This is a genomic window from Corynebacterium mycetoides, assembly GCF_900103625.1.
GTDB classification, from domain to species: domain Bacteria; phylum Actinomycetota; class Actinomycetes; order Mycobacteriales; family Mycobacteriaceae; genus Corynebacterium; species Corynebacterium mycetoides.
Genome location: NZ_LT629700.1, coordinates 1,851,869 through 1,877,012 on the forward strand (window position 1 = coordinate 1,851,869; position 25,144 = coordinate 1,877,012).

At 67.5% G+C, this 25,144-nt stretch carries 26 protein-coding genes; 18 read left to right on the forward strand and 8 right to left on the reverse strand.

Going from position 1 to position 25,144, the window contains the following annotated elements; all coding sequences use genetic code 11:
• The first annotated feature begins 10 nt into the window (after positions 1-10).
• The 7 genes from BLS40_RS08900 to BLS40_RS08930 all read left to right on the forward strand — a co-directional run bounded on the left by BLS40_RS08900 (position 11) and on the right by BLS40_RS08930 (position 6,263).
• The gene (locus tag BLS40_RS08900) at positions 11-2,113 is read left to right on the forward strand and encodes a fumarate reductase/succinate dehydrogenase flavoprotein subunit (protein WP_092151392.1); all 2,103 of its coding nucleotides are present in this window, start codon (positions 11-13) and stop codon (positions 2,111-2,113) included.
• A complete protein-coding gene (locus tag BLS40_RS08905) occupies positions 2,113-2,862 on the forward strand; it encodes a succinate dehydrogenase/fumarate reductase iron-sulfur subunit (RefSeq protein ID WP_092151394.1) in 750 nt (249 codons plus the stop codon). Before BLS40_RS08900 ends, BLS40_RS08905 begins: the two co-directional genes overlap by 1 nt.
• Positions 2,863-2,923: 61 nt before the next feature.
• A complete protein-coding gene (locus tag BLS40_RS08910; RefSeq protein WP_092151396.1) occupies positions 2,924-3,295 on the forward strand; it encodes a hypothetical protein in 372 nt (123 codons plus the stop codon).
• An 84-nt stretch (positions 3,296-3,379) separates the two neighbouring features.
• A complete protein-coding gene (locus BLS40_RS08915) occupies positions 3,380-4,663 on the forward strand; it encodes a DUF445 domain-containing protein (protein ID WP_092151397.1) in 1,284 nt (427 codons plus the stop codon).
• A gap of 33 nt (positions 4,664-4,696) precedes the next feature.
• Positions 4,697-5,371, forward strand: a complete 675-nt coding sequence (locus BLS40_RS08920; protein ID WP_092151399.1) for a CGLAU_01105 family protein — start codon at positions 4,697-4,699, stop codon at positions 5,369-5,371.
• A 30-nt stretch (positions 5,372-5,401) separates the two neighbouring features.
• Positions 5,402-5,710 (forward strand): DUF2516 family protein, encoded by a 309-nt coding sequence (locus BLS40_RS08925; RefSeq protein ID WP_092151401.1) that lies wholly within the window; start codon positions 5,402-5,404, stop codon positions 5,708-5,710.
• Positions 5,711-5,714: 4 nt separating this feature from the next.
• Positions 5,715-6,263: a hypothetical protein gene (locus BLS40_RS08930; protein ID WP_092151403.1), complete on the forward strand. Its 549-nt coding sequence runs from the start codon at positions 5,715-5,717 to the stop codon at positions 6,261-6,263.
• Here the strand turns inward: BLS40_RS08930 and BLS40_RS08935 are convergent.
• From BLS40_RS08935 to BLS40_RS08945, 3 genes are read right to left on the reverse strand one after another with little or no spacing between them, the layout of a single operon-like run.
• Positions 6,238-7,014: an LmeA family phospholipid-binding protein gene (locus BLS40_RS08935; protein ID WP_092151404.1), complete on the reverse strand. Its 777-nt coding sequence runs from the start codon at positions 7,012-7,014 to the stop codon at positions 6,238-6,240. The genes BLS40_RS08930 and BLS40_RS08935 overlap by 26 nt on opposite strands.
• A 7-nt stretch (positions 7,015-7,021) precedes the next feature.
• Complete coding sequence (locus BLS40_RS08940; protein ID WP_092151406.1) at positions 7,022-7,831, reverse strand: class I SAM-dependent methyltransferase; 810 nt, start codon at positions 7,829-7,831, stop codon at positions 7,022-7,024.
• Positions 7,832-7,858: 27 nt separating this feature from the next.
• A complete protein-coding gene (locus BLS40_RS08945) occupies positions 7,859-8,350 on the reverse strand; it encodes a DUF2505 domain-containing protein (protein ID WP_092151408.1) in 492 nt (163 codons plus the stop codon).
• Here BLS40_RS08945 and BLS40_RS08950 point away from each other — a divergent pair.
• Positions 8,339-9,382: a UDP-N-acetylmuramate dehydrogenase gene (locus BLS40_RS08950; protein ID WP_092152250.1), complete on the forward strand. Its 1,044-nt coding sequence runs from the start codon at positions 8,339-8,341 to the stop codon at positions 9,380-9,382. The two genes, BLS40_RS08945 and BLS40_RS08950, sit on opposite strands and share 12 nt — an antisense overlap.
• Here BLS40_RS08950 and BLS40_RS08955 read toward each other — a convergent pair.
• The 3 genes from BLS40_RS08955 to BLS40_RS08965 form a co-directional block, all read right to left on the reverse strand.
• Positions 9,379-11,085: a long-chain-fatty-acid--CoA ligase gene (locus tag BLS40_RS08955; protein ID WP_092151410.1), complete on the reverse strand. Its 1,707-nt coding sequence runs from the start codon at positions 11,083-11,085 to the stop codon at positions 9,379-9,381. The genes BLS40_RS08950 and BLS40_RS08955 overlap by 4 nt on opposite strands.
• Positions 11,086-11,145: 60 nt before the next feature.
• Positions 11,146-12,855 (reverse strand): long-chain-fatty-acid--CoA ligase, encoded by a 1,710-nt coding sequence (locus tag BLS40_RS08960; protein WP_092151412.1) that lies wholly within the window; start codon positions 12,853-12,855, stop codon positions 11,146-11,148.
• Between the two features lie 173 nt (positions 12,856-13,028).
• The gene (locus BLS40_RS08965) at positions 13,029-14,750 is read right to left on the reverse strand and encodes a long-chain-fatty-acid--CoA ligase (RefSeq protein ID WP_092151415.1); all 1,722 of its coding nucleotides are present in this window, start codon (positions 14,748-14,750) and stop codon (positions 13,029-13,031) included.
• A 204-nt stretch (positions 14,751-14,954) separates the two neighbouring features.
• Between BLS40_RS08965 and BLS40_RS08970 the strand changes: the two genes are divergently transcribed.
• The 5 genes from BLS40_RS08970 to BLS40_RS08990 are packed head-to-tail and all read left to right on the forward strand — an operon-like array spanning position 14,955 to position 20,030.
• On the forward strand, positions 14,955-15,974 hold the full coding sequence (locus tag BLS40_RS08970) for a MinD/ParA family ATP-binding protein (RefSeq protein ID WP_092151417.1): 1,020 nt from the start codon (positions 14,955-14,957) through the stop codon (positions 15,972-15,974).
• Positions 15,975-16,001: 27 nt separating this feature from the next.
• Positions 16,002-17,267: a D-inositol-3-phosphate glycosyltransferase gene (gene mshA / locus BLS40_RS08975; RefSeq protein ID WP_092151419.1), complete on the forward strand. Its 1,266-nt coding sequence runs from the start codon at positions 16,002-16,004 to the stop codon at positions 17,265-17,267.
• A gap of 55 nt (positions 17,268-17,322) precedes the next feature.
• Positions 17,323-18,072: a phosphoglyceromutase gene (locus BLS40_RS08980; protein ID WP_092152251.1), complete on the forward strand. Its 750-nt coding sequence runs from the start codon at positions 17,323-17,325 to the stop codon at positions 18,070-18,072.
• Between the two features lie 8 nt (positions 18,073-18,080).
• A complete protein-coding gene (locus tag BLS40_RS08985; protein ID WP_092151421.1) occupies positions 18,081-19,331 on the forward strand; it encodes a sensor histidine kinase in 1,251 nt (416 codons plus the stop codon).
• A gap of 6 nt (positions 19,332-19,337) precedes the next feature.
• The gene (locus BLS40_RS08990; RefSeq protein ID WP_092151423.1) at positions 19,338-20,030 is read left to right on the forward strand and encodes a response regulator transcription factor; all 693 of its coding nucleotides are present in this window, start codon (positions 19,338-19,340) and stop codon (positions 20,028-20,030) included.
• On the opposite strand, the gene BLS40_RS08995 is transcribed toward BLS40_RS08990, so the two are convergent.
• The gene (locus tag BLS40_RS08995) at positions 20,012-20,917 is read right to left on the reverse strand and encodes a hypothetical protein (protein WP_172808022.1); all 906 of its coding nucleotides are present in this window, start codon (positions 20,915-20,917) and stop codon (positions 20,012-20,014) included. The two genes, BLS40_RS08990 and BLS40_RS08995, sit on opposite strands and share 19 nt — an antisense overlap.
• Before the next feature lie 33 nt (positions 20,918-20,950).
• On the opposite strand from BLS40_RS08995, the gene BLS40_RS09000 reads away from it, so the two are divergent.
• The 5 genes from BLS40_RS09000 to BLS40_RS09020 all read left to right on the forward strand — a co-directional run bounded on the left by BLS40_RS09000 (position 20,951) and on the right by BLS40_RS09020 (position 24,054).
• On the forward strand, positions 20,951-21,895 hold the full coding sequence (locus BLS40_RS09000; RefSeq protein ID WP_092151427.1) for a Ppx/GppA phosphatase family protein: 945 nt from the start codon (positions 20,951-20,953) through the stop codon (positions 21,893-21,895).
• Positions 21,895-22,542, forward strand: a complete 648-nt coding sequence (locus BLS40_RS09005; RefSeq protein ID WP_092151428.1) for a hypothetical protein — start codon at positions 21,895-21,897, stop codon at positions 22,540-22,542. Before BLS40_RS09000 ends, BLS40_RS09005 begins: the two co-directional genes overlap by 1 nt.
• A 2-nt stretch (positions 22,543-22,544) precedes the next feature.
• Positions 22,545-23,369: a pyrroline-5-carboxylate reductase gene (proC, locus tag BLS40_RS09010; protein WP_092151430.1), complete on the forward strand. Its 825-nt coding sequence runs from the start codon at positions 22,545-22,547 to the stop codon at positions 23,367-23,369.
• Positions 23,370-23,559: 190 nt separating this feature from the next.
• Positions 23,560-23,751 (forward strand): helix-turn-helix domain-containing protein, encoded by a 192-nt coding sequence (locus BLS40_RS09015; protein WP_092151432.1) that lies wholly within the window; start codon positions 23,560-23,562, stop codon positions 23,749-23,751.
• 201 nt (positions 23,752-23,952) lie between these two features.
• Complete coding sequence (locus BLS40_RS09020; protein ID WP_003855542.1) at positions 23,953-24,054, forward strand: 30S ribosomal protein bS22; 102 nt, start codon at positions 23,953-23,955, stop codon at positions 24,052-24,054.
• Between the two features lie 21 nt (positions 24,055-24,075).
• Here the strand turns inward: BLS40_RS09020 and BLS40_RS09025 are convergent, their stop codons facing one another.
• Positions 24,076-25,107 (reverse strand): HAD family hydrolase, encoded by a 1,032-nt coding sequence (locus tag BLS40_RS09025; protein WP_092151434.1) that lies wholly within the window; start codon positions 25,105-25,107, stop codon positions 24,076-24,078.
• Between the last annotated feature and the right edge of the window lie 37 nt (positions 25,108-25,144).

Below are 25,144 nucleotides of genomic sequence, written 5' to 3' on the forward strand. Positions count from 1 at the left end.
GAGAAAAATTATGACTACCGCACACAACCCTTCGGCCGCGAACGCCGCCGCGCAGGCTGAGACCACCACCGCCGGCCAGGTCGACACCGCCGAGCGTGACGGGAGCGCACAGTTCCGCCAGCCCGAGTCCGTCGTCGCCGGCGTGACCCCCGGCCTAATCCTGGCCAGCAACGAGCCGGACAGCACCAAGGTGCGCATGAAAGACATGTGGCAGTGGCAGAAGGACCACATGAACCTGGTCTCGCCGCTGAACCGCCGCAAGTTCACCATCCTCGTCGTCGGCACCGGCCTGTCCGGCGGCGCCGCGGCCGCCGCGCTCGGCGAGCTCGGTTACAAGGTCAAGGCATTCACCTACCACGACGCCCCGCGCCGCGCGCACTCGATTGCAGCCCAGGGCGGCGTGAACTCCGCCCGCGGCAAGAAGGTGGACAACGACAGCGCCTACCGCCACACCAAGGACACCGTCAAGGGCGGCGACTACCGCTGCCGCGAGTCCGACTGCTGGCGCCTCGCCATCGAGTCCGGCCGCGTGATCGACCACATGAACGCCATTGGCGCCCCGTTCGCCCGCGAGTACGGCGGCACCCTGGCCACCCGCTCCTTCGGCGGCGTGCAGGTGTCGCGCACCTACTACACCCGCGGCCAAACGGGCCAGCAGCTGCAGCTGTCCACCGCGTCGGCCCTGCAGCGCCAGATCCACCTCGGCAACGTCGAGATCTTCACCCACCACGACCTGATGGACCTCATCGTCACCGAGGACGCAGACGCCTCCGCCGGCCAGGGCAAGCGCGCCTGCCGCGGCATCGTCACCCGCAACCTCATCACGGGTGAGATCACGCCGTTTACCGGCCACGCGGTCATCCTCGCCACCGGCGGGTACGGCAACGTGTACCACAAGACCACCCTGGCGAAGAACTCCAACGCTTCCGCCATGATGCGCGCCTACGAGCGCGGCGCCTACCTCGCCTCCCCCTGCTTCGTGCAGTTCCACCCGACCGGCCTTCCGGTCAACGCGAAGTGGCAGGCGAAGACGACGCTCATGTCCGAGTCCCTGCGTAACGACGGCCGCATCTGGACGCCGAAGGAGAAGGGCGATGACCGCGACCCGAAGGACATCCCCGAGGAGGAGCGCGACTACTTCCTCGAGCGCCGTTACCCGGCGTTCGGCAACCTGGTGCCGCGCGACGTGGCGTCCCGCGCCATCTCCCAGCAGCTCAACGCCGGCTACGGCGTGGGCCCGCTGAAGAACTCGGCGTACCTCGACTTCACCGACGCCATCGGGCGCCTCGGCGTTGACACCATCCGCGAGCGCTACTCGAACCTGTTCGAGATGTACGAGGACTCCACCGGTTCCGACCCCTACCAGGAGCCGATGCGTATCGCCCCGACCGTCCACTTCACCATGGGCGGCCTGTGGACCGACTTCAACGAGATGACCTCCCTGGATGGCCTGTTCGCCGCGGGTGAGGTGTCGTGGACCTACCACGGCGCGAACCGCCTCGGCGCGAACTCGCTGCTGTCGGCGTCCGTCGACGGCTGGTTCACCCTGCCGTTCACCGTCCCGAACTACCTAGCTGACCACCTCGGCGAGGAGGCGCTCGACATCGAGGCGCCCGAGGTCCTGGAGGCGGTCACCCGCGCCCAGGACATGATCGAGCGCATCATGAGCGTGAGCGGCCCCGAGCCGCACGGCCCGGAGCACTTCCACGAGCAGTTGGGCGACATCCTCTACGAGCACTGCGGCGTGGCCCGCACCGTCGAGGGGCTCAAGGCCGGTATCGAAAAGATCCGCCGCCTGCGCGAGGACTTCTGGACGAACATCTCCGTTCCGGGCTCCCCGAACGACATGAACCAGACCCTTGAGGCCGCGATTCGACTGGCGGACTACATTAACCTCGGTGAGCTCATGTGCGTGGACGCGCTTGACCGCGACGAGTCATGCGGCGCCCACTACCGCGACGACCACCTCACCGACGACGGCGAGGCGCAGCGCGACGACGACAACTGGTGCTTCGTCTCGGCGTGGGAGCCTGCCGGCAAGGATGCCTTCATCCGCCACGCAGAACCGCTCTACTTCGATTCGATCCCTCTGATGGCAAGGAACTACAAGTAATGAAACTGACACTTGAGATCTGGCGTCAGGCCGGACCCGAAACTGAAGGAAGCTTCGAAACCGTCCAGGTGGACGACGCGGTGGAGCAAATGTCCATCCTCGAGCTCCTCGACCACGTGAACAACAACTACGTCGAGGCCGGCAAGGAGCCGTTCACCTTCGCCTCCGACTGCCGCGAAGGCATCTGCGGCACCTGTGGCGTGACCGTCAACGGCCGCCCGCACGGTGCGGGGCAGAACACCACCGCGTGCCTGCAGCGCCTGTTCAACTACAAGGACGGCGACACGCTGCGCATCGAGCCGTTCCGCTCCGACGCGTTCCCGGTGATCAAGGACCTCACCGTGGACCGCTCGGCGCTCGACCGCGTGATGCAGCAGGGCGGCTACGTCTCCGTCCATGCCGGCACCGCCCCGGACGCCGACACCCTGCACGTCAACCACGAGACCGCTGAGCTCGCGCTCGACTACGCGGCCTGCATCGGCTGCGGCGCCTGCGTGGCGGCGTGCCCGAACGGCGCGGCGCACCTGTTCACGGGCGCCAAGCTGAAGCACCTCAAGCTCCTCCCGCTGGGCAAGCAGGAGCGCGGCAAGCGCGCCCGCCAGATGGTGGATGAGCTGGAGACCAACTTCGGCCACTGCTCGCTCTACGGCGAGTGCGCCGACGTGTGCCCCGCCGGCATTCCCCTGGATGCCGTGGGTGCCATCAACGCCGAGCGCGCCCGCGCCGCATTCCGCGGTAAGGACGACTAAACCTGCCCTATAATGGGTAGCAATCACGACAGTCCACGACAGTCACAGACAAGGAATCACCATGGCTAACACCCACGAGTCGGTCGCAGACATCCGCAGCGAGAGCTTCCCGGATTATCAGCAGCGCATCGAGGACGCCTACATCGAGGGCTACGATCCCGTCTCCCTGGGCGCCCCTCACTCCTCGCTGAACACCCACTCGATGTGGATCGCCATGGGCCTCATCCTCGCCTCGCTGTTCGGCGTCGGGCTCTCGGTGTGGGGTGCGGCCGCCTCGATCTGGGGCATGGGCTCCGAGACGAACATCGGGCAGCGCCTCCTCACCCTTGGTCTCATTGAGGTTGCGGTCACGGCTATCGCCGCGTTCGTGCTCATGCGGATCGGCCGCCGCGAGTTCAAGGAGTACCGCACCCGCACGGGCCGTGTGAACTAGGTGAACTAGTCAACGCAAAAGCACTCCCCGCCGATCCCAGGCGGGGAGTGCTTTTGCGTTGGGACACCTGCTTTAATCAACAGTATGGCCACACACGCTACTGGGCTCCCGGCACCGGCGAATGAAGCAGAGCGCCGCCGTCAGCTGCGCAATCACAAGATCGCCGTCACGGCCCTCCTGGGCGTGATGGCAGTGATTTTCCTGACGTGCTCGTGGTGGCAGGCCCAGGGCACGGCTCCGGGGTGGGTCGGCTACGTGCGCGCCGCCGCGGAGGCCGGAATGGTGGGCGGGTTGGCGGACTGGTTCGCCGTCACGGCACTGTTCCGCCGCCCGATGGGCCTGCCGATACCGCATACCGCCATCATTCCGCGCAAGAAGGACCAGGTGGCGGGGGCGCTGAGCGACTTCGTGAGCGAGAACTTCCTCAACTCCGACACCATCACGGAGAAGGTGGTGCAGGCCCGGGTTCCGGAGCGTGCCGGTGCCTGGCTCGCGCAGGAGTCGAATGCGCGGCGCGTGTCGGAGTACATCGGCGGCCTGACCGCGCGGGTGGTCGCGTCGATAGACCCTGCGGATGCCGAGCGCGTCATCAACACCCACGTGATCGGCCGCATCGGAGAGCCGGTGTGGGGCCCGCCGCTGGGCCGCGCGCTCGAGGGACTCATCGAGGACGGGAAGGTGGAGCCCGTAGTCAACGACGTGATCGCGTGGGCGCGCACAAAGGTCGACGGCATGGAGGACACCGTGGTCACCATGATCGATGAGCGCATGCCACGCTGGGCCCCCAAGTTCGCCAAAGACTTGGTCGGCGAGCGCGTCTACCGGGAGCTGGTGGAGTTTATGCGGGAGGTGGACACGCAGCCGCAGCACGAGGCGCGCCGCGCGATCCGCCGCTACATCAGCCAATTCGCGTATGACCTCCAGTTCGACGCCGACATGATCAGCCGCGTCGAGGCGGTCAAGGCGGACGTGATGGGCTCCGCCGCGGTCACCTCGGCCGCCGGAGGGCTGTGGGAGCAGGTTTCGCGCGCGCTTATCGACGCCTCCTCCGACGCTTCCTCACCCCTGCGCCGCAAGCTGGTGTCGCTGTGCGTGGAGTGGGGCAGCAAGCTGGAGCGCGACCCGGAGGTCCAGGAGCAGGCGCAGGATCGCGTCGCCGCCGCCACCCGCTTCCTGGCGGACAACGGCGCCGGCGAGATCGTCGGGATTATCTCGGAAACCATCCAGCGCTGGGACGGTGACGAGGCGAGCGAAAAAATCGAGCTCATGGTGGGCAAAGACCTGCAGTTCATCCGCCTGAACGGAACCGTCGTCGGTGCATTGGCGGGCGTGGCCATTTACACTGTGTCCCAGATCCTCTTCCATTAGCGGTTTGGCACGACTCGACGAAAGCGGGACATCATGACCTCGGAGAACACGCAAGACAACAACAGGAGCTACGACAACGGCTCAATCATGGACAGCCTGCGCGGCGCAGGCGAGGCGCTGCTGGCGGCCGGCTCCGCGCTGGGCAGCGCGGTGGGGACGTTCGCTTCCAATTTCCGCGAGGAGCGCACGGCGAGCACCAGCGGCGCGCATGCGGCTGCTCAAAACGGCGAGCAGCAGCAGGACACGGTGGGAGCGCAGCTGCGCGCGGCCGTGGACCATGCGCGCAGCGCATTCAACTCGGCGGACAACGACCATGACTTCCGGGCCGCCGTGTCGTCGTTTGCCGCGGACGCGGAATCGATCTTCCGCGACATCGCGGGATCCGTCACCCGCGCCGGGGGAGCAACCGCGGACTCGAGTGAGGGTGAGCAGGTCAAGGCCGCGTTCGGCAACGCCGTGGGGGAGGTCCGCCAGACCTTCAACCAGGCCGTCGCCGGCGTGCGCAACCGCGCCGAGGAGTCCGACATTGACGCGGAGGGCGCCGTCGCCGACATGCGCGACCGCCTGGACGCGCTGATTGAGAAGCTGTCCGCGCAGCTCGGCGGCGCGGAATCCGCACCGGAGGATGGGGCGCGTAGCCAGGCCGATACCATTGAGGGCGAAGTGGTCCATAATGATGATGGCGACCAGGCCACCGACAAGAACTAAGTAGATGGAGTAGGCCCGAACGTGTTGGACATGAGCACCCTGGGGCTCGCCGGGTACATCCTGAGCGTGCCTGCGATAGTGCGCAACTTTTTGTTCCTTGCCGTCGGCATCGCCGGCTTCGTGGGTGCTGTTCTCGCGGTGATGACGCGGGACGACGCCTACGACGCGGCGGGCCGCCAGAACAAATGGGCGTGGGTCGCCATCCTGGCGGTTGCGGGAGCGGTCTGCCTGCTCCGGTTGCCGCTGATCTCGTGGTTCGGGGTGGTCGCGATCGGCCTCTACTATTTCGACGTGCGGCCGCAGTTGAACAACATCATCCGGGGCAACTACGGCTGGTGAGCTAGTGGATGACCTGCAATGGCTGGCCACGAGGACGGGCGAAAGCGCCCTCGGGGGCCAGCCTTTCGCCTCCGACGGGCGCCACCTTGCCGGCGTGGTCGTGGAGCCCACCCGGGTCCGGGCGGCGAATTCGGGGAGCGTGCCGGTCATCGCCGTGGTGGGCTGGCCCGGCGGCCGGCACCACAGCGTGATCAAGGCGGCGGAGGCGCGTTTGGCGGTGGACATGGGCGCCGACGAGGTCTGGTTGGTCGTCGACCCCGGCGCGGAGGGGGACAACGAGGTCCTCGCCGATGTTGTCGCCGTGCGACAGGCCGTCGACGCTCCGGTGAGGCTCGGGGTATTCTACCGGGGCTGCCCAGAGGTGGTGCGCGCGGGCGAGCTGGCGGGCGCGGACACGCTCGTGTGCGAGGACGCCGACGACCTCCCGGACACCTCCCTCACCGTGGCCCTTATCGGAGTCGACGACAGCGTGGACGCCGTGGTGGCGGCCCTGGATCGAGGCGCCGCCTACGCCTTTACGGGCGTCGCTACAGCGCGTCAGTCACCTCGTTGAGGTTGACGTTGTTCCCGCTGAGGGTCACTCGCAGGCCGCCCTCAATGACCGTGAAATCCTCCACCTTCATGCTTCCGAACACCACGTCGCGCATGCCCTCGCGCAGCGCCTGCGAGATCCGCTCCGCCACCCCGCCGGGCAATTCAATGCCGAAGAGCTGGGTGGACTCGGCCACGAAGGTGAGCTGGCCTCCCTCCATCTCGGGGCGCAGGTCGATCCCCGCGAGGCCGCCGGTAAAGGTGATGGAGACGGTGCCTTCCGACGGGTTGGAGCGCACGTCCGAGACCGTGACAAAGTTGTGCAGCAGTTCCGCGGGCACCCCGTCGACCTGGCTGAGCGCCGTGCCGAGCTGCTGCTGGAGGATGGCGTGCACGAACGCGTCGGGAAGCTCTGTCGACACTCGCAGTGAGTCGGCGACGGTCTGGTCACCGGAGACCGACACCCCTTCCATCTCCACGGTGGCTGCCGGCTGCCCTGTGAAATTGGTTCCGTCGAGCACGAGGGTCGAGGGCATCGACAGCGTCATGTGTGGCACCTTGCCCCCCAGCAGCCCGAGGGTCAGCGGGTCGGACCCGAACGACACCTGGGCGTCCTGGGTCGTCGGCGCGGGTGCTGCCTCGTCGAACTGAGACTCTATCTGGTCCGAGATGTAGGCGCGGAGGCCGAACTCGGCGACGAGGATGATGACCAGCAACGCCGCGAGGATTCCGACGAAGATCTTCCAGGCTAGCGAGCCGTTGGTGCGTTTCATGGGGCCATCATACGTCCGCGACGTGTTCCCACCCGATGGTCAGGGTGTTGTCCCGCAGGCGCCGGCGCACCGGGTGCAGGGGCCAGCCCTGCCGGAGCAGCTCCTCGTGGGCGTTGCGCCAGCGCACCCTCGGCCCATGCGGCGCCCAGCCGGCGGCGTGCTCCCAGGCGGTATCCATGGCGGTGAGCAGCGTGTGGATCTTGTGCCCGGGGGTGTTGTTGTGGATCAGTGCCTTGGGCAGCCGTTCCGCCACATCGGAGGGCCGCGCGACGTCCTCGGGGTCCCAGGCCAGGGTGAGGGAGCGCGGGCCGTGGGCGTCGAGAAGCACCCATGCCGCGCGGCGGCCGAGCTCGTCGCATGTGCCCTCGATGAACAACCCGCCGGGGGCGAGGCGGGATGCCACGGTCTCCCACACGGCGGGGACGTCCGCCACGTCGTACTGGCGCAGCACGTTGAACGCGCGGACCAGGTGCGGGGTATAGCCGGCGAGCTCGAACCCCCCGAGCTGGAAGCGGACACCGTCGCGCGGCGGCAGGACGCGCTCCGGGTTGATTTCCAGGCCGATGACCTCCACATCCGGGTTGATGCGGCGCAGCCACCCGGCCCACTCCACGGTGGTGGTGTGGGACGCCCCGTAGCCGACGTCGATAGCCAGCGGCGCCGGCACCGAGCGCAGCACCTCGCGCACGTCCGGGTTGTAGCGCGTCCACCTGTCCGAACGCCGCAGCCGGTTGATCCCGGTCGTGCCGCGGGTGATCACGCCGAACGGCCGGTCGCGCCCGAACTGCGCGCGCAGATTATGGGCGTGACCGGCCATGTTGAAACGAATGGAGGGAGGGTGCCGCTAGAGGTTGTCGCTGATCCACTGGTCGGTCAGCGCCGCCTCGTTGGTGAGGATCTCCTCGAGCGCGTCGGCGATCTTCGGCTCGAGCGCCGCGCCCATGAACGGGATGGCGACCTTAACCTCGTTATCGTAGGTCAGCGTGGTGGTCTCACCCGCGCCGGCGAGGGCGATGTCGCCGCTGAAGTCGACCGGGGTGCCCTTGACGTCACCCGTGAAGTCGAGCTTGGCGTTCTCCCCCTCGAGGGCGCCGACGTTGACGACGCGCTTGAGCTTGAGGTCCTGGGAAATCATCGCCCGGGCGGCCTCGGGGAGGATGGACTGGGGCAGCACCTCGAAGAGGGTGGCCGACGAGCCGTCGAACTCGTTGAGGGTCCCCGGCTCCGGCGACAGCTTCTCCGCGATGAACTCCCAGTACTCCTTGGTGGTCAGCGCCTGGTGAACCTTCGCGGCGGAGTGGTTGATGGTCAGAGTTACTTCGCTATGTGCGGTCATGGGTCACAGACTACCGTGGTGGGGGTGTCCGATTCATCTTTTTCAGCCCTGACCACCCTCCGCGTCGGCGGCTCGCCCCGCTCGCTTCTGCGCTGCACGAGTGCGGGCGAACTCGCGTCGACCGTTGCGCGTCTCGACACCGCGGGTGAGCCCCTGCTCGTGGTCGGCGGCGGTTCCAACCTCGTCGTCGCCGACGGGCCTTTGGACCTGACCGCCGTGGTGGCCGCCAACGAGGGCATCGAGCTTATCGACGCCACCACGCTGCGCATCCAGGCCGGCACCCCGTGGGACGACGTCGTGGCCTTCGCGGTGGATCGCGGGCTGGCGGGCATCGAGGCACTCAGCGGCATCCCCGGGTCGGCCGGCGCCACGCCGGTGCAAAACGTCGGCGCCTACGGCGCGGAGATCTCCGACGTGCTCACTCGCGTGCACCTGTACAATCGCCGCACCGGCGAGCGGGAGTGGGTCTCCGCCGACTCGCTGGAGCTCGCCTACCGCTACTCCAACCTGAAATTCACGGCCCGCGCCGTCGTGCTGGACATCGAGCTGCGCCTGGATGCCCGGGAGCTGTCAGCGCCTCTGCGCCACCTCGGTGGGAAGCGTCTGCCGCTGGCCCAGGCGCGCGAGGAGATCCTCGCCACGCGCCGGGCCAAGGGGATGGTGCTCGATCCTGCCGATCACGACACGTGGTCGGCCGGCTCGTTTTTCACCAATCCGATCGTGGATCCCGCGCTCGCGGACTCCATCGACGTCGCAGTCGGCGAGCCGGGAATGCCGCGCTTCCCGCAACCGGACGGCCACGAGAAGCTGTCGGCGGCGTGGCTCATCGAGCGCGCCGGGTTCCCCCGCGGCTACCCCGGGGACGACGCCCCGGCGAGGCTGAGCACCAAGCACACCCTCGCGCTGACCAACCGCGGAAACGCGGCTGCCCGGGACATCGTCGAGCTGGCCCGGACCGTTCGGCGGGGCGTCGAAAAGCGATTCGGCGTCACCCTCGAACCCGAACCGGTGTGGGTCGGGGTGGAAATTTAGCCCTCAAGCATCCGCATGAGCTCGTCTTGCACCTCGCGCCGGCGGACCTTGCCCATCTGGTCGCGGGGCAGCTCGTCGAAGTGGTAGAACGTGCGCGGCACCTTGTAGCCCGTGAGGTTCTCCCGGGCGTACGCGCGCAGGTTCTCCGGCTCGAGCTCGGCACCCTCGCGCAGGGTGACGCAGGCGACGACGTCCTCGGAGCCGTCGGTACGTGGGCGGCCGACGACGGCGACGTCCTCCACATCCTCGTGCCGGCGCAGGACCTCCTCCACCTCGGAGGGGTAGACGTTGAAGCCGCCGGTGATGATGAGCTCCTTGATGCGCGAGACCAGCTTGATAAAGCCGTCCGGCTCCATCACGCCCATGTCGCCGGTGCGGAACCAGCCGTCGTGGAACGCGTTCGCGGTGGCCTCCGGGTTGTTGAGGTAGCCGTCGAATACCTGCGGGCCGCGCACCAGGATTTCGCCGGCTTCGCCGTAGGGCATCTCCCGATCCAGGTTCTCCGTGTCCGCGATGCGGATGTCGGTGTCCGGGAAGGGGATGCCGATGTAACCCGGCCGGCGGTCGGCGCTCTCCGGGTTGCCAACGATGATCGGTGAGGTCTCCGTCAATCCGTAGCCCTCCACCAGGCGCCCGCCGGTGAGCTCCTCCCACTCATCAATCACGGCGACGGGCAGCGACGACGCGCCGGAGAAGCCGATAGACAGGCACGACAGATCCACGTCGTCCTCCCTGGCCTGGCGGACGATGCGCTCGAACAACGTGGGCACGCCGGGCATGAAGGTGGGCCGGAGCTTCTTGATGGACCTCATGATGAGGTCCATCTGCGGCGCGGGGAGCAGAATGACCTCGCTGCCGATGAGGAACGACAGGGTTAGGGAGAACGTCAGGCCGTAGGCGTGGAAGAACGGCAGGGTGGCCAGCATGCGCTGATCCGATTTTTGGAGCGACTCGACCCAGGCGACACCCTGCAGGGCGTTGGCGTGCAGGTTGGCGTGGGACAGGACCGCGCCCTTCGGCCGGCCCGTGGTGCCCGAGGTGTAGAGGACCAGGGCCGGGGAGTCGGGGGTGATGGTGTCCGGGGCGGACAGCGCCGGCGCCTTGCTGGCGAGAGCCGTGCCCGTCAGCGCCTCCCACGCGATGGCGCCGCGGTTGGGGCCGGTGAGCTGGGCGCGGGCCTCGCGCACCCGCTTGAGCGGAATGCGCAGAGCGAGCCGCGTGGCAAGCGGCATCGCCTTCGTCATGTCCACGCTGACAATGGATTCCAGCTGCGTGGTCTCACGCAGGCGGACCGCAGTGTCCGCGACCTTGTCCCACACGATGGCGACGCGGGCGCCGTGGTCCTCGAACTGCGCGCGCAGCTCAGCGGCGGTGTAGAGGGGGTTGTGCTCGACCGCCACGGCACCGAGGAGCTGGACGGCGTAGAAGGCGACCACGTGCTGCGGGCAGTTCGGCAGCATGATGGCGACCCGGTCACCGGGTTTCACGCCGAGCGTGGCCAGCCCCGCCGCGGCGCGGCGAACGTGCGTGTCCAGCTCCGCGTACGTCAGCCTGCGCCCGAAGAACCGGGTCGCGGGCTTATCGCCGTTGGCCTCCAGATTCCTCGCGTAGACGTCCGCCAAGGTGACGGACCCGTAATTCAGGGAGGGCGGCGTCCACGGTGTGTAGGACTCGAGCCAGGGCTTGTGCTCGTCAGAAGACATACGTCCGAGTATATAGACGGTTCACGTCCGCAGAAGCGGATTCGTCACCCCATCAACCCATCAACCTTGCGGCGCCGCGGTGCCGTCCTCGAGCATTTCCAGCAAGGTCTTCTGCACCTCGCGGCGGCGGATCTTGCCGGTCTGGTCGCGGTGGAGATCCTCGAAGTGGTAAAACGTGCGCGGCACCTTGTAGGGGGTGAGGCGTTCGCGGGCGAAGTCCTTCAGGCTTTCCGGGTCCAGCGGCGCGCCTTCGTGGAGAGTGACGCAGGCGACGACGTCCTCGGAGCCGTCGTGGCGCGGGCGTCCGACGACGGCGATGTCGTCGACGTCCGGGTGCTGTTTCATCACCTGCTCCACCTCGTCCGGGTAGACGTTGAAGCCGCCAGTGATGATCATCTCCTTGATGCGGGCGACCAGGCGGATGAACCCGTCTGGTTCCATGATCCCCATGTCACCGGTGCGGAAGAACCCGTTGTGGAAGGCCTTTTCGTTGGCCTCCGGCTTGTTCAAGTATCCGCCGAACACCTGCGGGCCGCGGGCGAGCAGCTCGCCGGGCTCGCCGTCCGGCATGGTCTCGTCCAGGTTGTCCGGGTTGGCGATCCGGATGTCGGTATCAGGGAACGGCACGCCGATGTATCCCGGCCGGTGGTTTCCGTCCATCGGGTTCGAGGTGAGGATCGGAGAGGTCTCCGTCAGGCCGTATCCCTCTACCAGGCGTCCGCGCGTGGCTTTCTCCCACCTGTCCAAGGTGGCGGTCGGCAGCGTCGACGCGCCGGAGAACGCGTAGCGGATGGAGGTGATGTCCTTGTCGTTCTCCAGCGCCCAATCGGAGATGCGTTCGTAGAGGGTGGGCACACCCGGCAGCATCGTCGGCTTGGTTTTCTCGATGGCGGGGAACATGAGCTCCGGTTGCGGGGCCGGGACGAGGATAATTTGGGCCCCGACGGGGAAAGCGACGGCGAAGTTGAGCAGCAGGCCGTAGACGTGGAAGAGGGGCAGGACCGCGAGGATGCGCTCGTCTTGCTCGCCAAATCTGCCGAACCATTCCAGGCCGGCGACCATGTTGGCGTTCACGTTCCGGTGCGTCAGGGGGGCGCCTTTCGGGGATCCCGTCGTGCCTGACGTGTAGAGGATGAAGGCGACGTCGTCCGGGGAGGGCTGGACCAGCGCGCGGCTGGGTTCGCTGGCCAGCAACTGCGACCACGGGATCGTGCCCTGCGCCGGCCCGGTGAGCTCCGCGCGCTTCTTCTTCAGCGGGCCAAGCGGCAGGCGCAGCGCGGTGCGCAGGTGCCACGGCATGGCGTCAATCATGTTGACGCTGACGACTTTCGCCAGCGGGGTGGATTGCGCCAGCTCCGTGTACACGTGCGATACCTTGTCCCAGACGATGGCGACCTTTGCGCCGTGGTCTTCGAACTGCGGCCGCAGCTCGGCGGCGGTGTAGAGGGGGTTGTGCTGCACCACGGTGGCGCCGAGGCTTTGGACGGCGAGGATCGAGATGATGTGCTGGGGGCAGTTCGGCAGGGCAATGGCGACGCGGTCGCCCTGCTTCACCCCGAGGCTCGTGAGCCCGGAGGCGACGCGGCGCACCTGGTCGTCCGCCTCGCCGTAGGTGAGCTCCTTGCCCATGAACCACGTCAGCTTCTTGCCGGGGTGGCTCTTCACACCGTTGTTGTAGCGGGAGACAATAGTGTCCTCGCCGTAGGTCAGCTGCTTGCTGACCCATTCCGGGTAGTGCTGCAGCCAGGCCTTGTTCTCGTACGCACCCATTCCGAGCGCCCTCCTTATCGCGGTTGTTAGTTTGTATAAGCTAACTGGTGTGACCGTCATGATACCGCCCGGTGTGATGTGTTACATAGGAAATGGAGGATATCTTCGCGCGTCGCTACCCCCACGCAAAAAGCCGGTGCTCAGCACCGGCTTTTTAGGCGTCGACAAGCGGCTTAGCTCACGGCTTCGCCTACCTTGGTGTCGTCGCCCTGCTCGAGCATTTCGATCAGCGTGGCCTGTACCTCGCGGCGGCGGATCTTGCCGGTCTGGTCACGGTTGAGATCCTCGAAGTGGTAGAACGTGCGCGGCACCTTATATGGGGTGAGGCGCTCGCGGGCGTATTCGCGCAACGTGTCGGAATCGATGATGGCACCCTCGCGCAGTGTGACGCAGGCGACGACGTCCTCGGAGCCGTCGTTACGCGGGCGACCGACGACGGCGATGTCGTCGACGTCCGGGTGCTGCTTCATCACCTTCTCCACCTCGTCGGGGTAGACATTGAAGCCGCCGGTGATGATCATCTCCTTGATGCGCGAGACCAGGCGGATGAACCCGTCGGTTTCCATCACACCCATGTCGCCGGTGCGGAAGAACCCGTTGTGGAAGGCGTCGGCGGTGGCCTCCGGCTTGTTCAGGTAGCCCTTGAACACCTGCGGGCCGCGGGCGAGAAGCTCGCCGGGCTCGCCGTCCGGCATGGTCTCATCCAGGTTGTCCGGGTTCGCGATCCGGATCTCGGTGTTCGGGAACGGAAGGCCAATGTATCCCGGCCGGTGGTTTCCGTCCATTGGGTTGCCGGTGAGGATCGGGGAGGTCTCCGTCAGGCCGTAGCCCTCCACGAGTCGCCCGCCGGTGATGTCCTCCCACTTCTTGATGGTCGACTCCGGCAGGGTGGACGCACCGGAGAACGAGTTGCGGATCGTCGGGTACTTCTTGTCGTTGGCGATGGCGGACTCGGCGATCTTCTCGTAGAGCGTGGGCACGCCGGGGAAGAAGGTCGGCGGGTTCTTCTTCATCGCCATCGCGATGAGCGCCGGATCGGGGGACGGCACGAGGATGAGTTCCGCTCCGATTCCGATGCCCAGCCCGGTTGTCAGCGCGAAGCCGTAGACGTGGAACAGCGGGAGGACCGTCATGATCTTCTCCGGCCCCTTGCCCAGATCCTTCACCCACGCCTGGCCCGTCTTGAGCATGGAGTTCAGGTTGCCGTGGGTGAGCTGGGCGCCCTTCGGGGGGCCGGTGGTGCCGGAGGTGTAAAGGATCAGCACGGTGTCATCCTGGGTGATGCCCTCGGGGGCCTCGAACTGCTTGTCAAGAAGCAGCGACGACCAGGGCATGGTAGCCGGGGCCTCGCCGGTGAGCTTGTCGCGCATCGCCTTGAGCCTCGGCAGGGGAAGCTTCAGCGCCGCACGAAAACGCAGGGGCATCGCTTCGATCATGTTGACGGAGACGATGGTGGACAGGGGGGAGTCCTTGCGCAGCTTGGAGATCGTCGGCGTCGCCTTGTCCCACACGATCGCGACCTTGGCCCCGTGGTCCTGGAACTGGGGGAGGAGCTCTGCGGCGGTGTAGAGGGGGTTGTGCTCGACCACCGTCGCGCCGAGGCGCATCACCGCGGAGAAGGCGATGATGTGCTGCGGGCAGTTGGGCATGACAAGCGCGACGCGGTCGCCCTTTTTCACGCCGAGTTCCTGCAGGCCGGCGGCGGCTTTGAGCACCTGCTCGTTGAGCTCCGCGAACGTCATGGTCTTGCCGAAGAACCAGGTGGCGGTGCGGTTGGAGTGCTTGGCCAGGTTGCGCTCGTAAATGTCGATCAGGGTGTCGCTGCCCAGGTCGACCTCGTGCGGCGTCCACGGTGCGTAATGCTCCAGCCAGGCTTTTTCTTCGAATGCGCCCATAAGCAGCTCCTTGGGGTCGTGTATTTATCCATGGGTTGCGAAACAGTATAACGAAACTTCCGTGTTGCGCATCACATTTTGAGCAAAAAGTAAGACGCGTCCCTTGATTTCGCCCGCCCGCCTTGCGCGGAGCGGGATTTTCGGTACAAAGAGGGTGGAAAGTGGTGGGGAAACGGGGAATGCCGAAAAACGGGGGGTACCGCAATGCACGGATCTGGCACAGCGTGGGGGCAGTGGGAGCCGCAGGAGAGTCTCGGTGAGGCACTGTCGCCACCCACGCACGACTTGCTCCCGCCGCCGGGCCTTGACCAGTCGACACTGGTCAACCCGGTTGCGGCCCCTCCCGCGCGCGGGTGGCGCCGGCTCGTGCACGACGCCACCGGCGGCCGCATCAACCCGGGAAACTCCAAGCGTGAGCTCAAGGAGCAGCAGCTTATCGACGCCGTGCGTGCACCGCTTCGGGGTGACTACCGCATCGCCGTGATGTCGCTCAAGGGCGGGGTGGGAAAAACGACCACGACGGTCGCCCTCGGCGGGGTGTTCGCTCAAACCAGGGGCGACCGCGTCATCGCGATCGACGCCAACCCCGACTTGGGCACGCTCGCCCAGCGCGCCGCGGTGCCCACGCCTGCGACGATCAGGGATCTGTTGGCTGCGCCCGACACGTCGCGCTACCCGCAGGTCAGGGCGTTTACCAACCAGGCCGCCTCCCGCCTGGAGGTCATCGGCTCCGAGCGTGACCCGGCGGTGAGCGAGGCGTTCAGCGAGGCGGACTACCGCCGCGCGGTGGACATCCTGCAGCACCACTACAACGTCATCCTCACGGATTGCGGCACCGGGCTGATGCACTCGGCGATGGCGGGGGTGCTCGACCTGGCCAACGCACTGATCTTGGTCACCTCCCCGGCTCTCGACGGCGCCCAGTCCGCCGCCGCGACGCTTGATTGGCTGAGCCTGCACGGCCACGACCGGCTGGCGACGAACGCCGTGGTCGTGGTCTCCGCCAACGCGCCGGGCGCGCCGACGACTGACCTGCGCAAGATTGGCGAGTATTTCTCGGCGCGGACCCGCGCCGTCCACGTCATCCCCTACGACCGCCACCTGGCGGAGGGCGCGGTGGTCGAGCTCGACCGGCTGCATCCGAAAACGCTGCGTGCCTACCGCCTGCTCGCCGCCGAGGTGGCGGCGGACTTCGGCTCCTGGCACCGCCACGCCGCGGGGTAGGGGCGTACGCGCTTTAGAATCGGGGTCATGCGCGTCGCGATGATTTCCATGCACACGTCCCCGCTGGAGCAGCCGGGCACCGGCGACGCCGGGGGGATGAACGTCTACATCCTCAGCATCGCCCGCGAGCTGGCGCGGCGGGGCATCGCCGTGGACATCTTCACGCGCGCGACGCGCCCGAGCCAGGGCGAAATCGTGACCGTGTGCGACGGCCTGCGCGTGATCAACATCGTCGCGGGCCCCTACGAGGGTCTTGCGAAGGAGGACCTGCCCACCCAGCTCGCGGCCTTCGCCGGGGGAATTGTGCAGTTCGTGCGGGATGCCGGGGGATCCTACGACCTCATACACTCCCACTACTGGCTCTCCGGCCAGGTCGGATGGCTGCTGGCGGACCTGGGGCGGGTGCCGCTCATCCACACCGGGCACACGTGGGCGGCGGTGAAAAACGCCCACCGCTCCGACGGCGACGAGCCGGAGGGCGAGGCGCGGCGGATCTGCGAGCAGCAGCTGGTGGACAACGCCAACGCCCTAGTTGTCAACACGGACGACGAGTCCTTCGAGCTCTCACGGCACTACGACGTCGACCCGGACAGGATTGCCGTGGTCACCCCGGGGGCGGACACGGAGCTGTTCACCCCGGGCACGAACCGCAACACCGAGCTGGCCCGCCGCCAGCTGGGCATCCCGCTGCACGCGAAGGTCGTGGCGTTTGTGGGCCGGCTGCAGGAATTCAAGGGGCCGCAGGTCTTGCTGCGCGCGGTCGGCGAGCTCGTGCGCCGCGACCCGGGCCGCAACCTGCGGGTGATCGTGTGCGGAGGGGCGTCGGGAAGCGGGGCGAGCGTGGGGCACTACCGGGAGCTCACGCGGCAGGAGGGGATCGAGCGCCGCGTACGGTTCCTCGGGCCGCGCCCCCCGGAGGAGCTGGTGGCCGTCTACCAGGCCGCCGACGTGGTGGCGGTGCCCAGCTACAACGAGTCGTTCGGGCTCGTCGCCGTGGAGGCGCAGGCCACCGGCACCCCGGTTGTGGCCGCGCGCGTCGGCGGCCTGCCGCTCGCGGTCGCGGACGGAGAGACGGGCCTGCTCGTGCGGGGCCACGGCGCGGGCGACTGGGCGGATGCGCTGGCCGAGTTGCTTGACGACGACCCCCGGCGCATCAGCATGGGTATCGCCGCGGCGGCCCACGCCCGCAACTTCAGCTGGGCGGCGTCTGCGGCGGCGCTCGCCCGGGTCTACGGGGACACCCTCGCCGAGTTCGTCCCCGGCGGCTCGGAACGGGAGCCTTTCGGCGGCTGACTCGGGGGCGTAAAACGCGCAGCGACGCGCCCGTTCTCGTGGCATGCTGGAGCCCATGAGCAACGGAAAGCTGATTCTTGTCCGTCACGGGCAGAGCACGTGGAACGAGTCCAACCAGTTCACCGGCTGGGTCGACGTCGACCTGACCGACAAGGGCGAGCAGGAGGCCGTCAACGCCGGAAGGCTCCTCGCGGAGAAGGGCCTTCTGCCCGACATTGTGTTCACGTCGCTGCTGCGCCGCGCCATCCGCACCGCCAACATCGCGCTCGATACCGCGGACCGTCACTGGATCCCCGTCGTGCGCAACTGGCGCCTCAACGAGCGCCACTACGGCAAGCTGCAGGGGCTGAACAAGGCCGAGATCCGCGAGGAGTTCGGCGAGGAGCAGTTCATGACGTGGCGCCGCTCCTACGACACCCCGCCGCCGGAGCTCGCCGACGACAACGAGTACTCGCAGGCCAACGACCCGCGCTACGCCAACCTGCCGCAGGTGCCCCGCACGGAGTGCCTCAAGGATGTCGTCGCGCGCTTCCTGCCTTTCTACGCTGACGTCATTCTCCCGGAGGTGCTGCAGGGCAAGAACGTGATGGTCGCAGCGCACGGCAACTCCCTGCGTGCGCTGGTCAAGCACTTGGACAACATCTCGGACGAGGACATCGCCGGCCTGAACATCCCGACGGGCATGCCCCTGGTGTACGAGCTCGGTGAGCGCGGCGCCGTGCTCAACCCCGGCGGCACCTACCTCGACCCGGAGGCGGCCGCGGCGGGTGCGGCCGCGGTGGCCAACCAGGGCAACCAGAAGTAACCGCCGGTTTGTCCCCCACTCTCGCATTTGTCCTCGGGGCACTCTGCGTCGCCGCCGTCGTGTTCGTGGCCTCCGCCGTGCGGAACTTCCCCCGGTGGGGGGCCGGCAGCGACGTCACGCAGCGCGCGCAGGCGGAGGAAAGCCACGTCTCCACGATGAGCCAGGTGCTGCACCTGGCTATCCAGGGGTCGACGACGGGCTTTCTCGTGGTCAACAGGGCCGGTCGCGTCATCATGTCCAACCCTCGGGCGCACGAGATGTCCATCGTCCACGGCCGGACGGTCAACCCGACGGTGATGGAGACGGCGGCCGAGGTGTTCGAGGACCTGGAAACGCGGACCATCGACCTGGAACTGCCCAAACGCGCCACGGGGAGCCTGGTGCGCGGCGTTCGGGCCGTCGTCAAGCCGCTGACACTCACAGACACGTCCTTCGTCATCGTCTACGGCACCGACGAGTCCGAGAACGTGCGCATGGAGTCCGCGCGGCGCGACTTCGTGGCCAACGTCTCCCACGAGCTCAAGACGCCGGTGGGCGGGGTGTCTCTGCTGGCCCAGGCGTTGCTGCAGGACCCAGGCGACCCCGAGATGGTGACCTACTTCGGCGAGAAGCTGCTCAAAGAGTCCCACCGCATGGGGGACATGATCACCGACCTGATCAGCCTGTCCAAGCTGCAGGGAGCCGAGGCGCTGCCCGACATGGCGCCCGTGCGTGTCGACGATGTCATTGACGACGCCATCCAGCGCAATCAAGTCACCGCCGACAACCGCGAAATCGAGCTGACGCGCTCTCCCCGCACGGGCATCAAGGTGATGGGGGACCGGGCGCTGCTGACGGCGGCGGTGTCGAACCTGGTGTCCAACGCGATCAACTATTCGCCGAACAACCAGCCGGTGACCATCACGCAGAAGGTCGTGCGCGGTTCGGTGATTCTCATCCGCGTCACCGACCGGGGCATCGGCATCGCCCCGGAGGACCAGAAGCGCGTGTTCGAGCGTTTCTACCGGGTGGACAAGGCGCGCTCGCGCTCCACGGGGGGAACGGGGCTCGGTTTGGCCATCGTCAAGCACGTCGTGGCCAACCATGGCGGTAACATCAAACTGTGGTCGCGGCCCGAAACCGGCTCCACGTTCACCATCGAGCTGCCGATATACACCCCGGAGGCCCAGGTCGGCCAGACGGCGCAGGCAGCCGAGGCAGAGCGAGACGCGGAGAAGCTGGCGGTGCCCCGGTTGGCCGCGCGTCGAAAGGAAAGGTAGGAAGCAATGACGACGATCCTGATTGTCGAAGACGAAGAATCCTTGGCCGATCCCCTGGCCTACCTTCTGCGCAAGGAAGGCTTCGATGCCATCGTGGCGCCGGACGGGCAGAGCGCGCTGGAGGAGTTCGACAACAACGCGGTCGACCTCGTTCTGCTGGATCTCATGCTTCCCGGTATGAGCGGCACCGACGTGTGCAAGAAACTGCGCACGACCTCAGCCGTGCCGATCATCATGGTCACCGCGCGCGACTCGGAGATTGACAAGGTGGTCGGGCTGGAGCTGGGGGCTGACGACTACGTGACCAAGCCTTATTCCTCGCGCGAGTTGATCGCCCGCATCCGCGCCGTGCTGCGCCGCGGCCCCGAGGTCGCGGAGGAGGAGGCCGTCGCCGACGACCGCGTGCTCGAGGGCGGCCGCGTCAAGCTGGATGTCTCCCGCCACACCGTCTACGTCGACGGGCAGCCGGTGGCCATGCCGCTCAAAGAGTTCGACCTGCTGGAGTACCTCATGCGCAACGCCGGACGCGTGCTCACCCGCGGCCAGCTCATCGAACGAATTTGGGGCGCCGACTACGTGGGCGACACGAAAACCTTGGACGTGCACGTCAAGCGCCTGCGCACCAAGATCGAGGTCGCCCCGTCGCGCCCCACCCAGCTGGTCACGGTCCGCGGCCTGGGCTACAAGTTCGAGGCCTGAGCGGCGGTCGCGGGGTGGACAGCCCGCGCGTGAGCCGGCAGCTCGGCGCGCGCTGAGCAGTGCTTTTCGACGACCGCGTACGCCGCCGCACCAATCAGCGTCGATAGTTCTTCCTTCATGGACTGCCACACGGGCGGGCCCGCCGGCGAGTGGCAGTTCGGGGCGGCGGTGCACCACCAGTCGAAGTCCTCGCCGCCGCCTCCCCACTGGCGCCGGTCGTACTCGCCGATGGTGGTGCGCAAGATCTCCGCGCCGTCGGGGCGCTCGATCCACTCGTCTTCGCGCGAGAACGGCACCTGCCAGCACACTTCGGGTTTGTGCCCGATGATGCCGAGGCCCTCGGCGACGGCCCACTGGTGCAGCGCGCAGCCGGGCCCGGTTTCCGCGTCGGCGCGGTTGGCGAAGATGCAGGCGCCGTTCACGCGGGCCGTTTTCAGGCTCGGCTCCTCCCCGTCTTCGGCCTCGTTAGAGTCATCCATATCCCATTCGAGCCACGGCTCGAGCTCCGTCGGATCGGCGGCCTCGATGTAGGAGTCCGTCTCGGCGGGGCGCAACTGCCAGTACTTCGCGGGCATCTGCGCCACGGCGTTGTACAGGTCGTCGCGGTCCGACTCGTCGGACAGGTAGGCGCCGTGGATGCAGCAGCCCACCTCGGGCAGTGACTCGTCGATACCGTGGCAGTCGGGAGTGCCGAAGCGGCAGCTCCACGTGGATTCTAGCCACGTGAGGTCGACGTGGATGAGGTGGTTCGGGTCCGCCGGATCAACGAAGTCGAACCATTCGCGGGGGAAGTCCGGCGCCGCCTCGCGCCCGGCGAGGATGGACCTTCCCGCCGGCGAGCTTGCCGGAAATCCGAGATAGACGGGCCTTTGGGCTGGTTGATTCACACTTGCACACCGTAGACCCACTACTCTGAGTGTGTGCGACTAGGTGTATTAGATGTAGGCAGCAATACCGTCCACCTTGTGGCGGTGGATGCCCACAGCGGCGGACGCCCCACCCCGATGAGCGACTGGAAACAGCCGCTGCGTCTCGTCGAGCTCCTCGATGACGACGGGGCGATCGAAGACAAAGGCGTGGACAAGCTCGTCGGCGCCGTCCAGGAGGCGAAGGATCTCTCCGCCAACCTGAAGTGCGAGCAGTTCCTCGCGTTCGCCACCTCCGCCATCCGCTCGGCCACCAACTCCGAGGACGTGCTGCGGCGCGTGGAGAAGAAGACGGGTGTGAAGCTGCGGATTCTCAGCGGCGAGGAGGAGGCGCGCCTGACCTTTTTGGCGGCGCGGCGCTGGCACGGCTGGTCGGCGGGTCGCATCACCAACATCGACATCGGTGGTGGCTCCCTGGAAATGTCCACAGGCACGGAAGAGACCCCTGACCTCGCGGTGTCGCTCGATCTGGGTGCCGGCCGCCTGACGCACCAGTGGTTCGACACCGATCCGCCGGAGCGCAAGAAGATCAACCTGTTGCGCGATTTCATCGACGCGGAGCTCGCCTCCCCCGCGGAGCAGTTCCGCGCCTTCGGCGAAACGGGGCTGGCCGTGGGTACCTCGAAGACGCTGCGCACGCTCGCCCGCCTCACGGGCGCCGCGCCGTCGTCCGCCGGCCCGTTTGTCAAGCGCACCTTGACCGCGCCGGGTCTGCGCCAGCTCATAGCGTTCATCTCCCGGATGACGGCTGCCGACCGCGCGGAGCTCGAGGGTATCAACGCCGACCGCTCCCACCAGATTGTCGCCGGCGCCCTGGTTGCCGAAGCAGCGATGCGGGCCTTAAATATTGATAAGTTGGAAATCTGCCCGTGGGCCCTGCGTGAGGGCGTTATCCTGCGGTGGATCGACCAGGGACCTAACTTTGAAGGAGGGAGCTAATGTCGGACGACTCGCAATTGACCGTGGCGGATCTTCTCGCGCGAGCTCAGAAGGAAAACCCCGGCTCCGAGCAGCCCCGGCGGCGCCACCGCCGCAGTCTCGACGAGGGCGGCGTCTCCGTAGCCGAGCTCACCGGCTCCCTGCGCAAGGTGGACGCCCGGCCGGCTGAGTCCAAGCATTCCAGCGTGCCCATCGACGCGCCCGAGCCAGCCGCGGCGAAGCCCGAGCCCGCGTCCGATGCCCCCACCGTGACGTGGACGAAGTTCGAGCGCCCCGCCACCCCTGCCGCCGAGCCCGACGCGACCGGTGAGCTGCCGAAGGTGCCCGACGCACCCGCGGAACCTGCGGCACCCGCCCCCGAGGCCGAGGCGGAGGCGCACGCGGAAGACGCCACCGTGAACCCGATCCTGCTCGTGCTGTTCGTGTTCCTCGGCCTTGTCGTGGGCATTCTCGGATTCCTGGCGTTCAGGTGGGTGTGGACGCAGGTGCCGGTGGCGGGAGCTGCGGCGATCGCCCTGGTTGCCACCGCGCTCATCGTCTTCGGGGTCCGCGCTCTGCGCACCGGCAGGGACGGGCTCACCATGACTCTGGCGGGGATCGCCGGGGCCGTTGTCACGTTCGGCCCCGCTCTGGTAACGGTCCTGTAGCCGTGGAGTCGGGAAAGATCGCCGTCATCGGCGCAGGAAATATTGGTGAGGCGCTCATCGCGGGCTTGGTCAAAGCGGGGGTGGAGCCGACGTCCATCTTTGCCACGAACCGCAACCCGGAGCGCTCGGCCGAGCTGGCGCAGCGCTACGGCATTCTCACGGGCAGCGACAACGTCGAGGCGGTCACGGACGCCAGCGTGTGCTTCCTGTGCGTCAAGCCCGCGCAGATCCTGGACGTCATCGAGGAGATCAGCGACACGGTCGCGCGTCACGACGAATCCACGGCGATAGTCTCCATGGCCGCGGGCATTACTCTCACGGCGATGGAGGGCGCCGTCTCGGCGGCGGGCACCCCCTTGGTGCGGGTCATGCCGAACACCCCAATGCTGGTGGGCAAGGCGGTGCACGTCGTGGCCAGCAGCCGGTACGTCGACGACGAGAAGCGGGCGGAGGTCTTCGGCATCCTGGGGGCAACGGGCCGCGTGGTCGAGGTGCCCGAGAAGCTTATCGGCGCCGCCACTGCCGTCTCCGGGTCCGGCCCCGCCTACTTTTTCCTGCTTACCGAGGCGCTGGTGGACGCCGGGGTCTCGCTCGGGCTTCCGCGCGACGTGGCCGAGGAGCTGGCGCGCGCGACTGCGGGAGGGGCCGGAGACATGCTGGCGGGCGAGACTCCGGCGGCGCAGCTGCGCCACGCGGTGACGTCCCCGGCGGGCACGACGGCCGCGGCCATCCGCGAACTGGAGGAGTCGGGGTGGCGCGGGGCAATCTACCGCGCCACCGGTGCCGCAGCGCGCCGCTCCGCCGAGCTGGGCCGAGAAGCACAATAGGCCCGCAGCGAGCCCAACCCCACCGTTCACACACGTCGCGTTGGATTAACTCGAGAAAACTCGCGCATATTCCGGGCGCTTAAGTCGCAACTTACCCACAATTCACGCTAGTCTGGTTGGAGCACGTGCGTGATCGTCCTGTAGGAGGGGAAGCCTACAGCGCGACCGTGCTGAAGGGTTATGACATTTTATGGCTAATGAAGAGCAAGGAAAGTTTCTGACCGTGGCTGAGGTCGCGGAGATCATGCGTGTCTCCAAGATGACGGTCTACCGCCTGGTGCACGCCGGCGACCTGCCCGCCGTGCGGGTGGGGCGATCGTTCCGCGTGAATGAGCGCGCTGTGCGCGACTACCTCGATTCCTCCGTGTACAACGTGGGTTAACGCTTCCGGCGGGCGCCGGTGCCTTTTTGGTGGCGTTGGGGGCCGACTGTATGCTGTTAGGCATTCGTGCCAGCGAGCGCACGGGCTTCGCGGGACGGACGAGAGTGCACCTCGCCACCTACATCCCGCGGTTGATGCTCTAGCTTCCCGCCCGCGCCCGCCGGCAGGTATGTACATACAACTAGGAAACGAGGATGCCTTATGGGTTCAGTCATCAAGAAGCGTCGCAAGCGCATGTCCAAGAAGAAGCACCGCAAGATGCTTCGCCGCACCCGCGTCCAGCGCCGCAAGCTGGGTAAGTAGGGGAGAAAAAGGGCTCGCACCTTACCGGGTGCGGGCCTTTCGCGTTACTCCCCACGCCACCGCCGCCGCGCCGGCGGCAAACGCCATGGGCACGGCGGCCCTGCGCACGGAGCGGTAGTCGCGGATCTCCCACCCCTGCTGCCGCGCGTGGCGACGCAGCGCGCGGTCCGGGTTAATCGCCACCGGAGTGCCCACCATCGACAGCATCGGGACGTCGTTGATGCTGTCGGAGTAGGCGGTGCACTGCGCGAGATCGAGCTGCTGGATCGCCGCGAGCGCCGCCACGGCGTGGCGCTTGCCGGGGCCGTGGAGGATGTCGCCCACCAGCCGGCCGGTGAACACCCCGTCCTCGTCCTCGGCGACGGTGCCGAGCGCCCCGGTGAACCCGAGCCGCGCGGCGAGCGCCTGACCGATCTGCACCGGGGTGGCGGAGACGAGCCACACCTGCTCGCCCGCGGCGAGGTGCATCTTCGCCAGTTCCAGGGTGGATTCGAAAGCGCGGCCCAGGATCTGGCCGTCGACGATGTCTTCGGCGAGCTCGAGCAGGTCGCTGACCCGCTTGCCGCGCGCGAGGCCGAGCGCGTGCTCGCGGCCGCTGACGATGTCGGAGGCCTTCTCGGAGCCGAGAAGGCGGTAGCGCAGCTGCTTCGTCAGGCCGGGAAGCAGCTCGCGCAGGGTGATCATGCGCCGTTTCGCCAGCCCGCGGCCCAGCAGCACGAGGGAGGAGCCCTGGATGAGCGTGTTGTCGATGTCGAAGAACGCCGCGGCCTCCGCGTTCTGCGGCACGTCCGGGTCGGGCTGGGTCACCCTCGCGGCGCCGGCGGTGGCAAACGCCCCGCCGACGGTGTCCACGCCCAGGGTGAAGTCGTCGATGCTGAGCCCAAACGTCTCCTCGATGGCGGCGGCCGCTGCGGCCTCGCCGGCGGCGCGCTGCGCGGCGTCGCCAAGCGGGGGCATGGCCAGCTCCTCCAAGAACCGCCGCACGTTGCCGTGCGAGGCGGACCACTGCGCGAGAAACTCCCTGCCGGGGCGCTGTGTCGGGTCCGCGCTCATAGTCGTGTCAACCTTTCTTCGGGGGCGGAGTAGCGTT

Coding starts and splice junctions, on each gene's coding strand:
- BLS40_RS08900 (WP_092151392.1), top strand. CDS start 11: ATGACTACCGCACACAACCCTTCGGCCGCGAACGCCGCCGCGCAGGCT.
- BLS40_RS08905 (WP_092151394.1), top strand. CDS start 2,113: ATGAAACTGACACTTGAGATCTGGCGTCAGGCCGGACCCGAAACTGAA.
- BLS40_RS08910 (WP_092151396.1), top strand. CDS start 2,924: ATGGCTAACACCCACGAGTCGGTCGCAGACATCCGCAGCGAGAGCTTC.
- BLS40_RS08915 (WP_092151397.1), top strand. CDS start 3,380: ATGGCCACACACGCTACTGGGCTCCCGGCACCGGCGAATGAAGCAGAG.
- BLS40_RS08920 (WP_092151399.1), top strand. CDS start 4,697: ATGACCTCGGAGAACACGCAAGACAACAACAGGAGCTACGACAACGGC.
- BLS40_RS08925 (WP_092151401.1), top strand. CDS start 5,402: ATGAGCACCCTGGGGCTCGCCGGGTACATCCTGAGCGTGCCTGCGATA.
- BLS40_RS08935 (WP_092151404.1), bottom strand. CDS start 7,014: ATGAAACGCACCAACGGCTCGCTAGCCTGGAAGATCTTCGTCGGAATC.
- BLS40_RS08940 (WP_092151406.1), bottom strand. CDS start 7,831: ATGGCCGGTCACGCCCATAATCTGCGCGCGCAGTTCGGGCGCGACCGG.
- BLS40_RS08950 (WP_092152250.1), top strand. CDS start 8,339: ATGTGCGGTCATGGGTCACAGACTACCGTGGTGGGGGTGTCCGATTCA.
- BLS40_RS08945 (WP_092151408.1), bottom strand. CDS start 8,350: ATGACCGCACATAGCGAAGTAACTCTGACCATCAACCACTCCGCCGCG.
- BLS40_RS08955 (WP_092151410.1), bottom strand. CDS start 11,085: ATGTCTTCTGACGAGCACAAGCCCTGGCTCGAGTCCTACACACCGTGG.
- BLS40_RS08960 (WP_092151412.1), bottom strand. CDS start 12,855: ATGGGTGCGTACGAGAACAAGGCCTGGCTGCAGCACTACCCGGAATGG.
- BLS40_RS08965 (WP_092151415.1), bottom strand. CDS start 14,750: ATGGGCGCATTCGAAGAAAAAGCCTGGCTGGAGCATTACGCACCGTGG.
- BLS40_RS08970 (WP_092151417.1), top strand. CDS start 14,955: ATGCACGGATCTGGCACAGCGTGGGGGCAGTGGGAGCCGCAGGAGAGT.
- mshA (WP_092151419.1), top strand. CDS start 16,002: ATGCGCGTCGCGATGATTTCCATGCACACGTCCCCGCTGGAGCAGCCG.
- BLS40_RS08980 (WP_092152251.1), top strand. CDS start 17,323: ATGAGCAACGGAAAGCTGATTCTTGTCCGTCACGGGCAGAGCACGTGG.
- BLS40_RS08990 (WP_092151423.1), top strand. CDS start 19,338: ATGACGACGATCCTGATTGTCGAAGACGAAGAATCCTTGGCCGATCCC.
- BLS40_RS09005 (WP_092151428.1), top strand. CDS start 21,895: ATGTCGGACGACTCGCAATTGACCGTGGCGGATCTTCTCGCGCGAGCT.
- BLS40_RS09015 (WP_092151432.1), top strand. CDS start 23,560: ATGGCTAATGAAGAGCAAGGAAAGTTTCTGACCGTGGCTGAGGTCGCG.
- BLS40_RS09020 (WP_003855542.1), top strand. CDS start 23,953: ATGGGTTCAGTCATCAAGAAGCGTCGCAAGCGCATGTCCAAGAAGAAG.
- BLS40_RS09025 (WP_092151434.1), bottom strand. CDS start 25,107: ATGAGCGCGGACCCGACACAGCGCCCCGGCAGGGAGTTTCTCGCGCAG.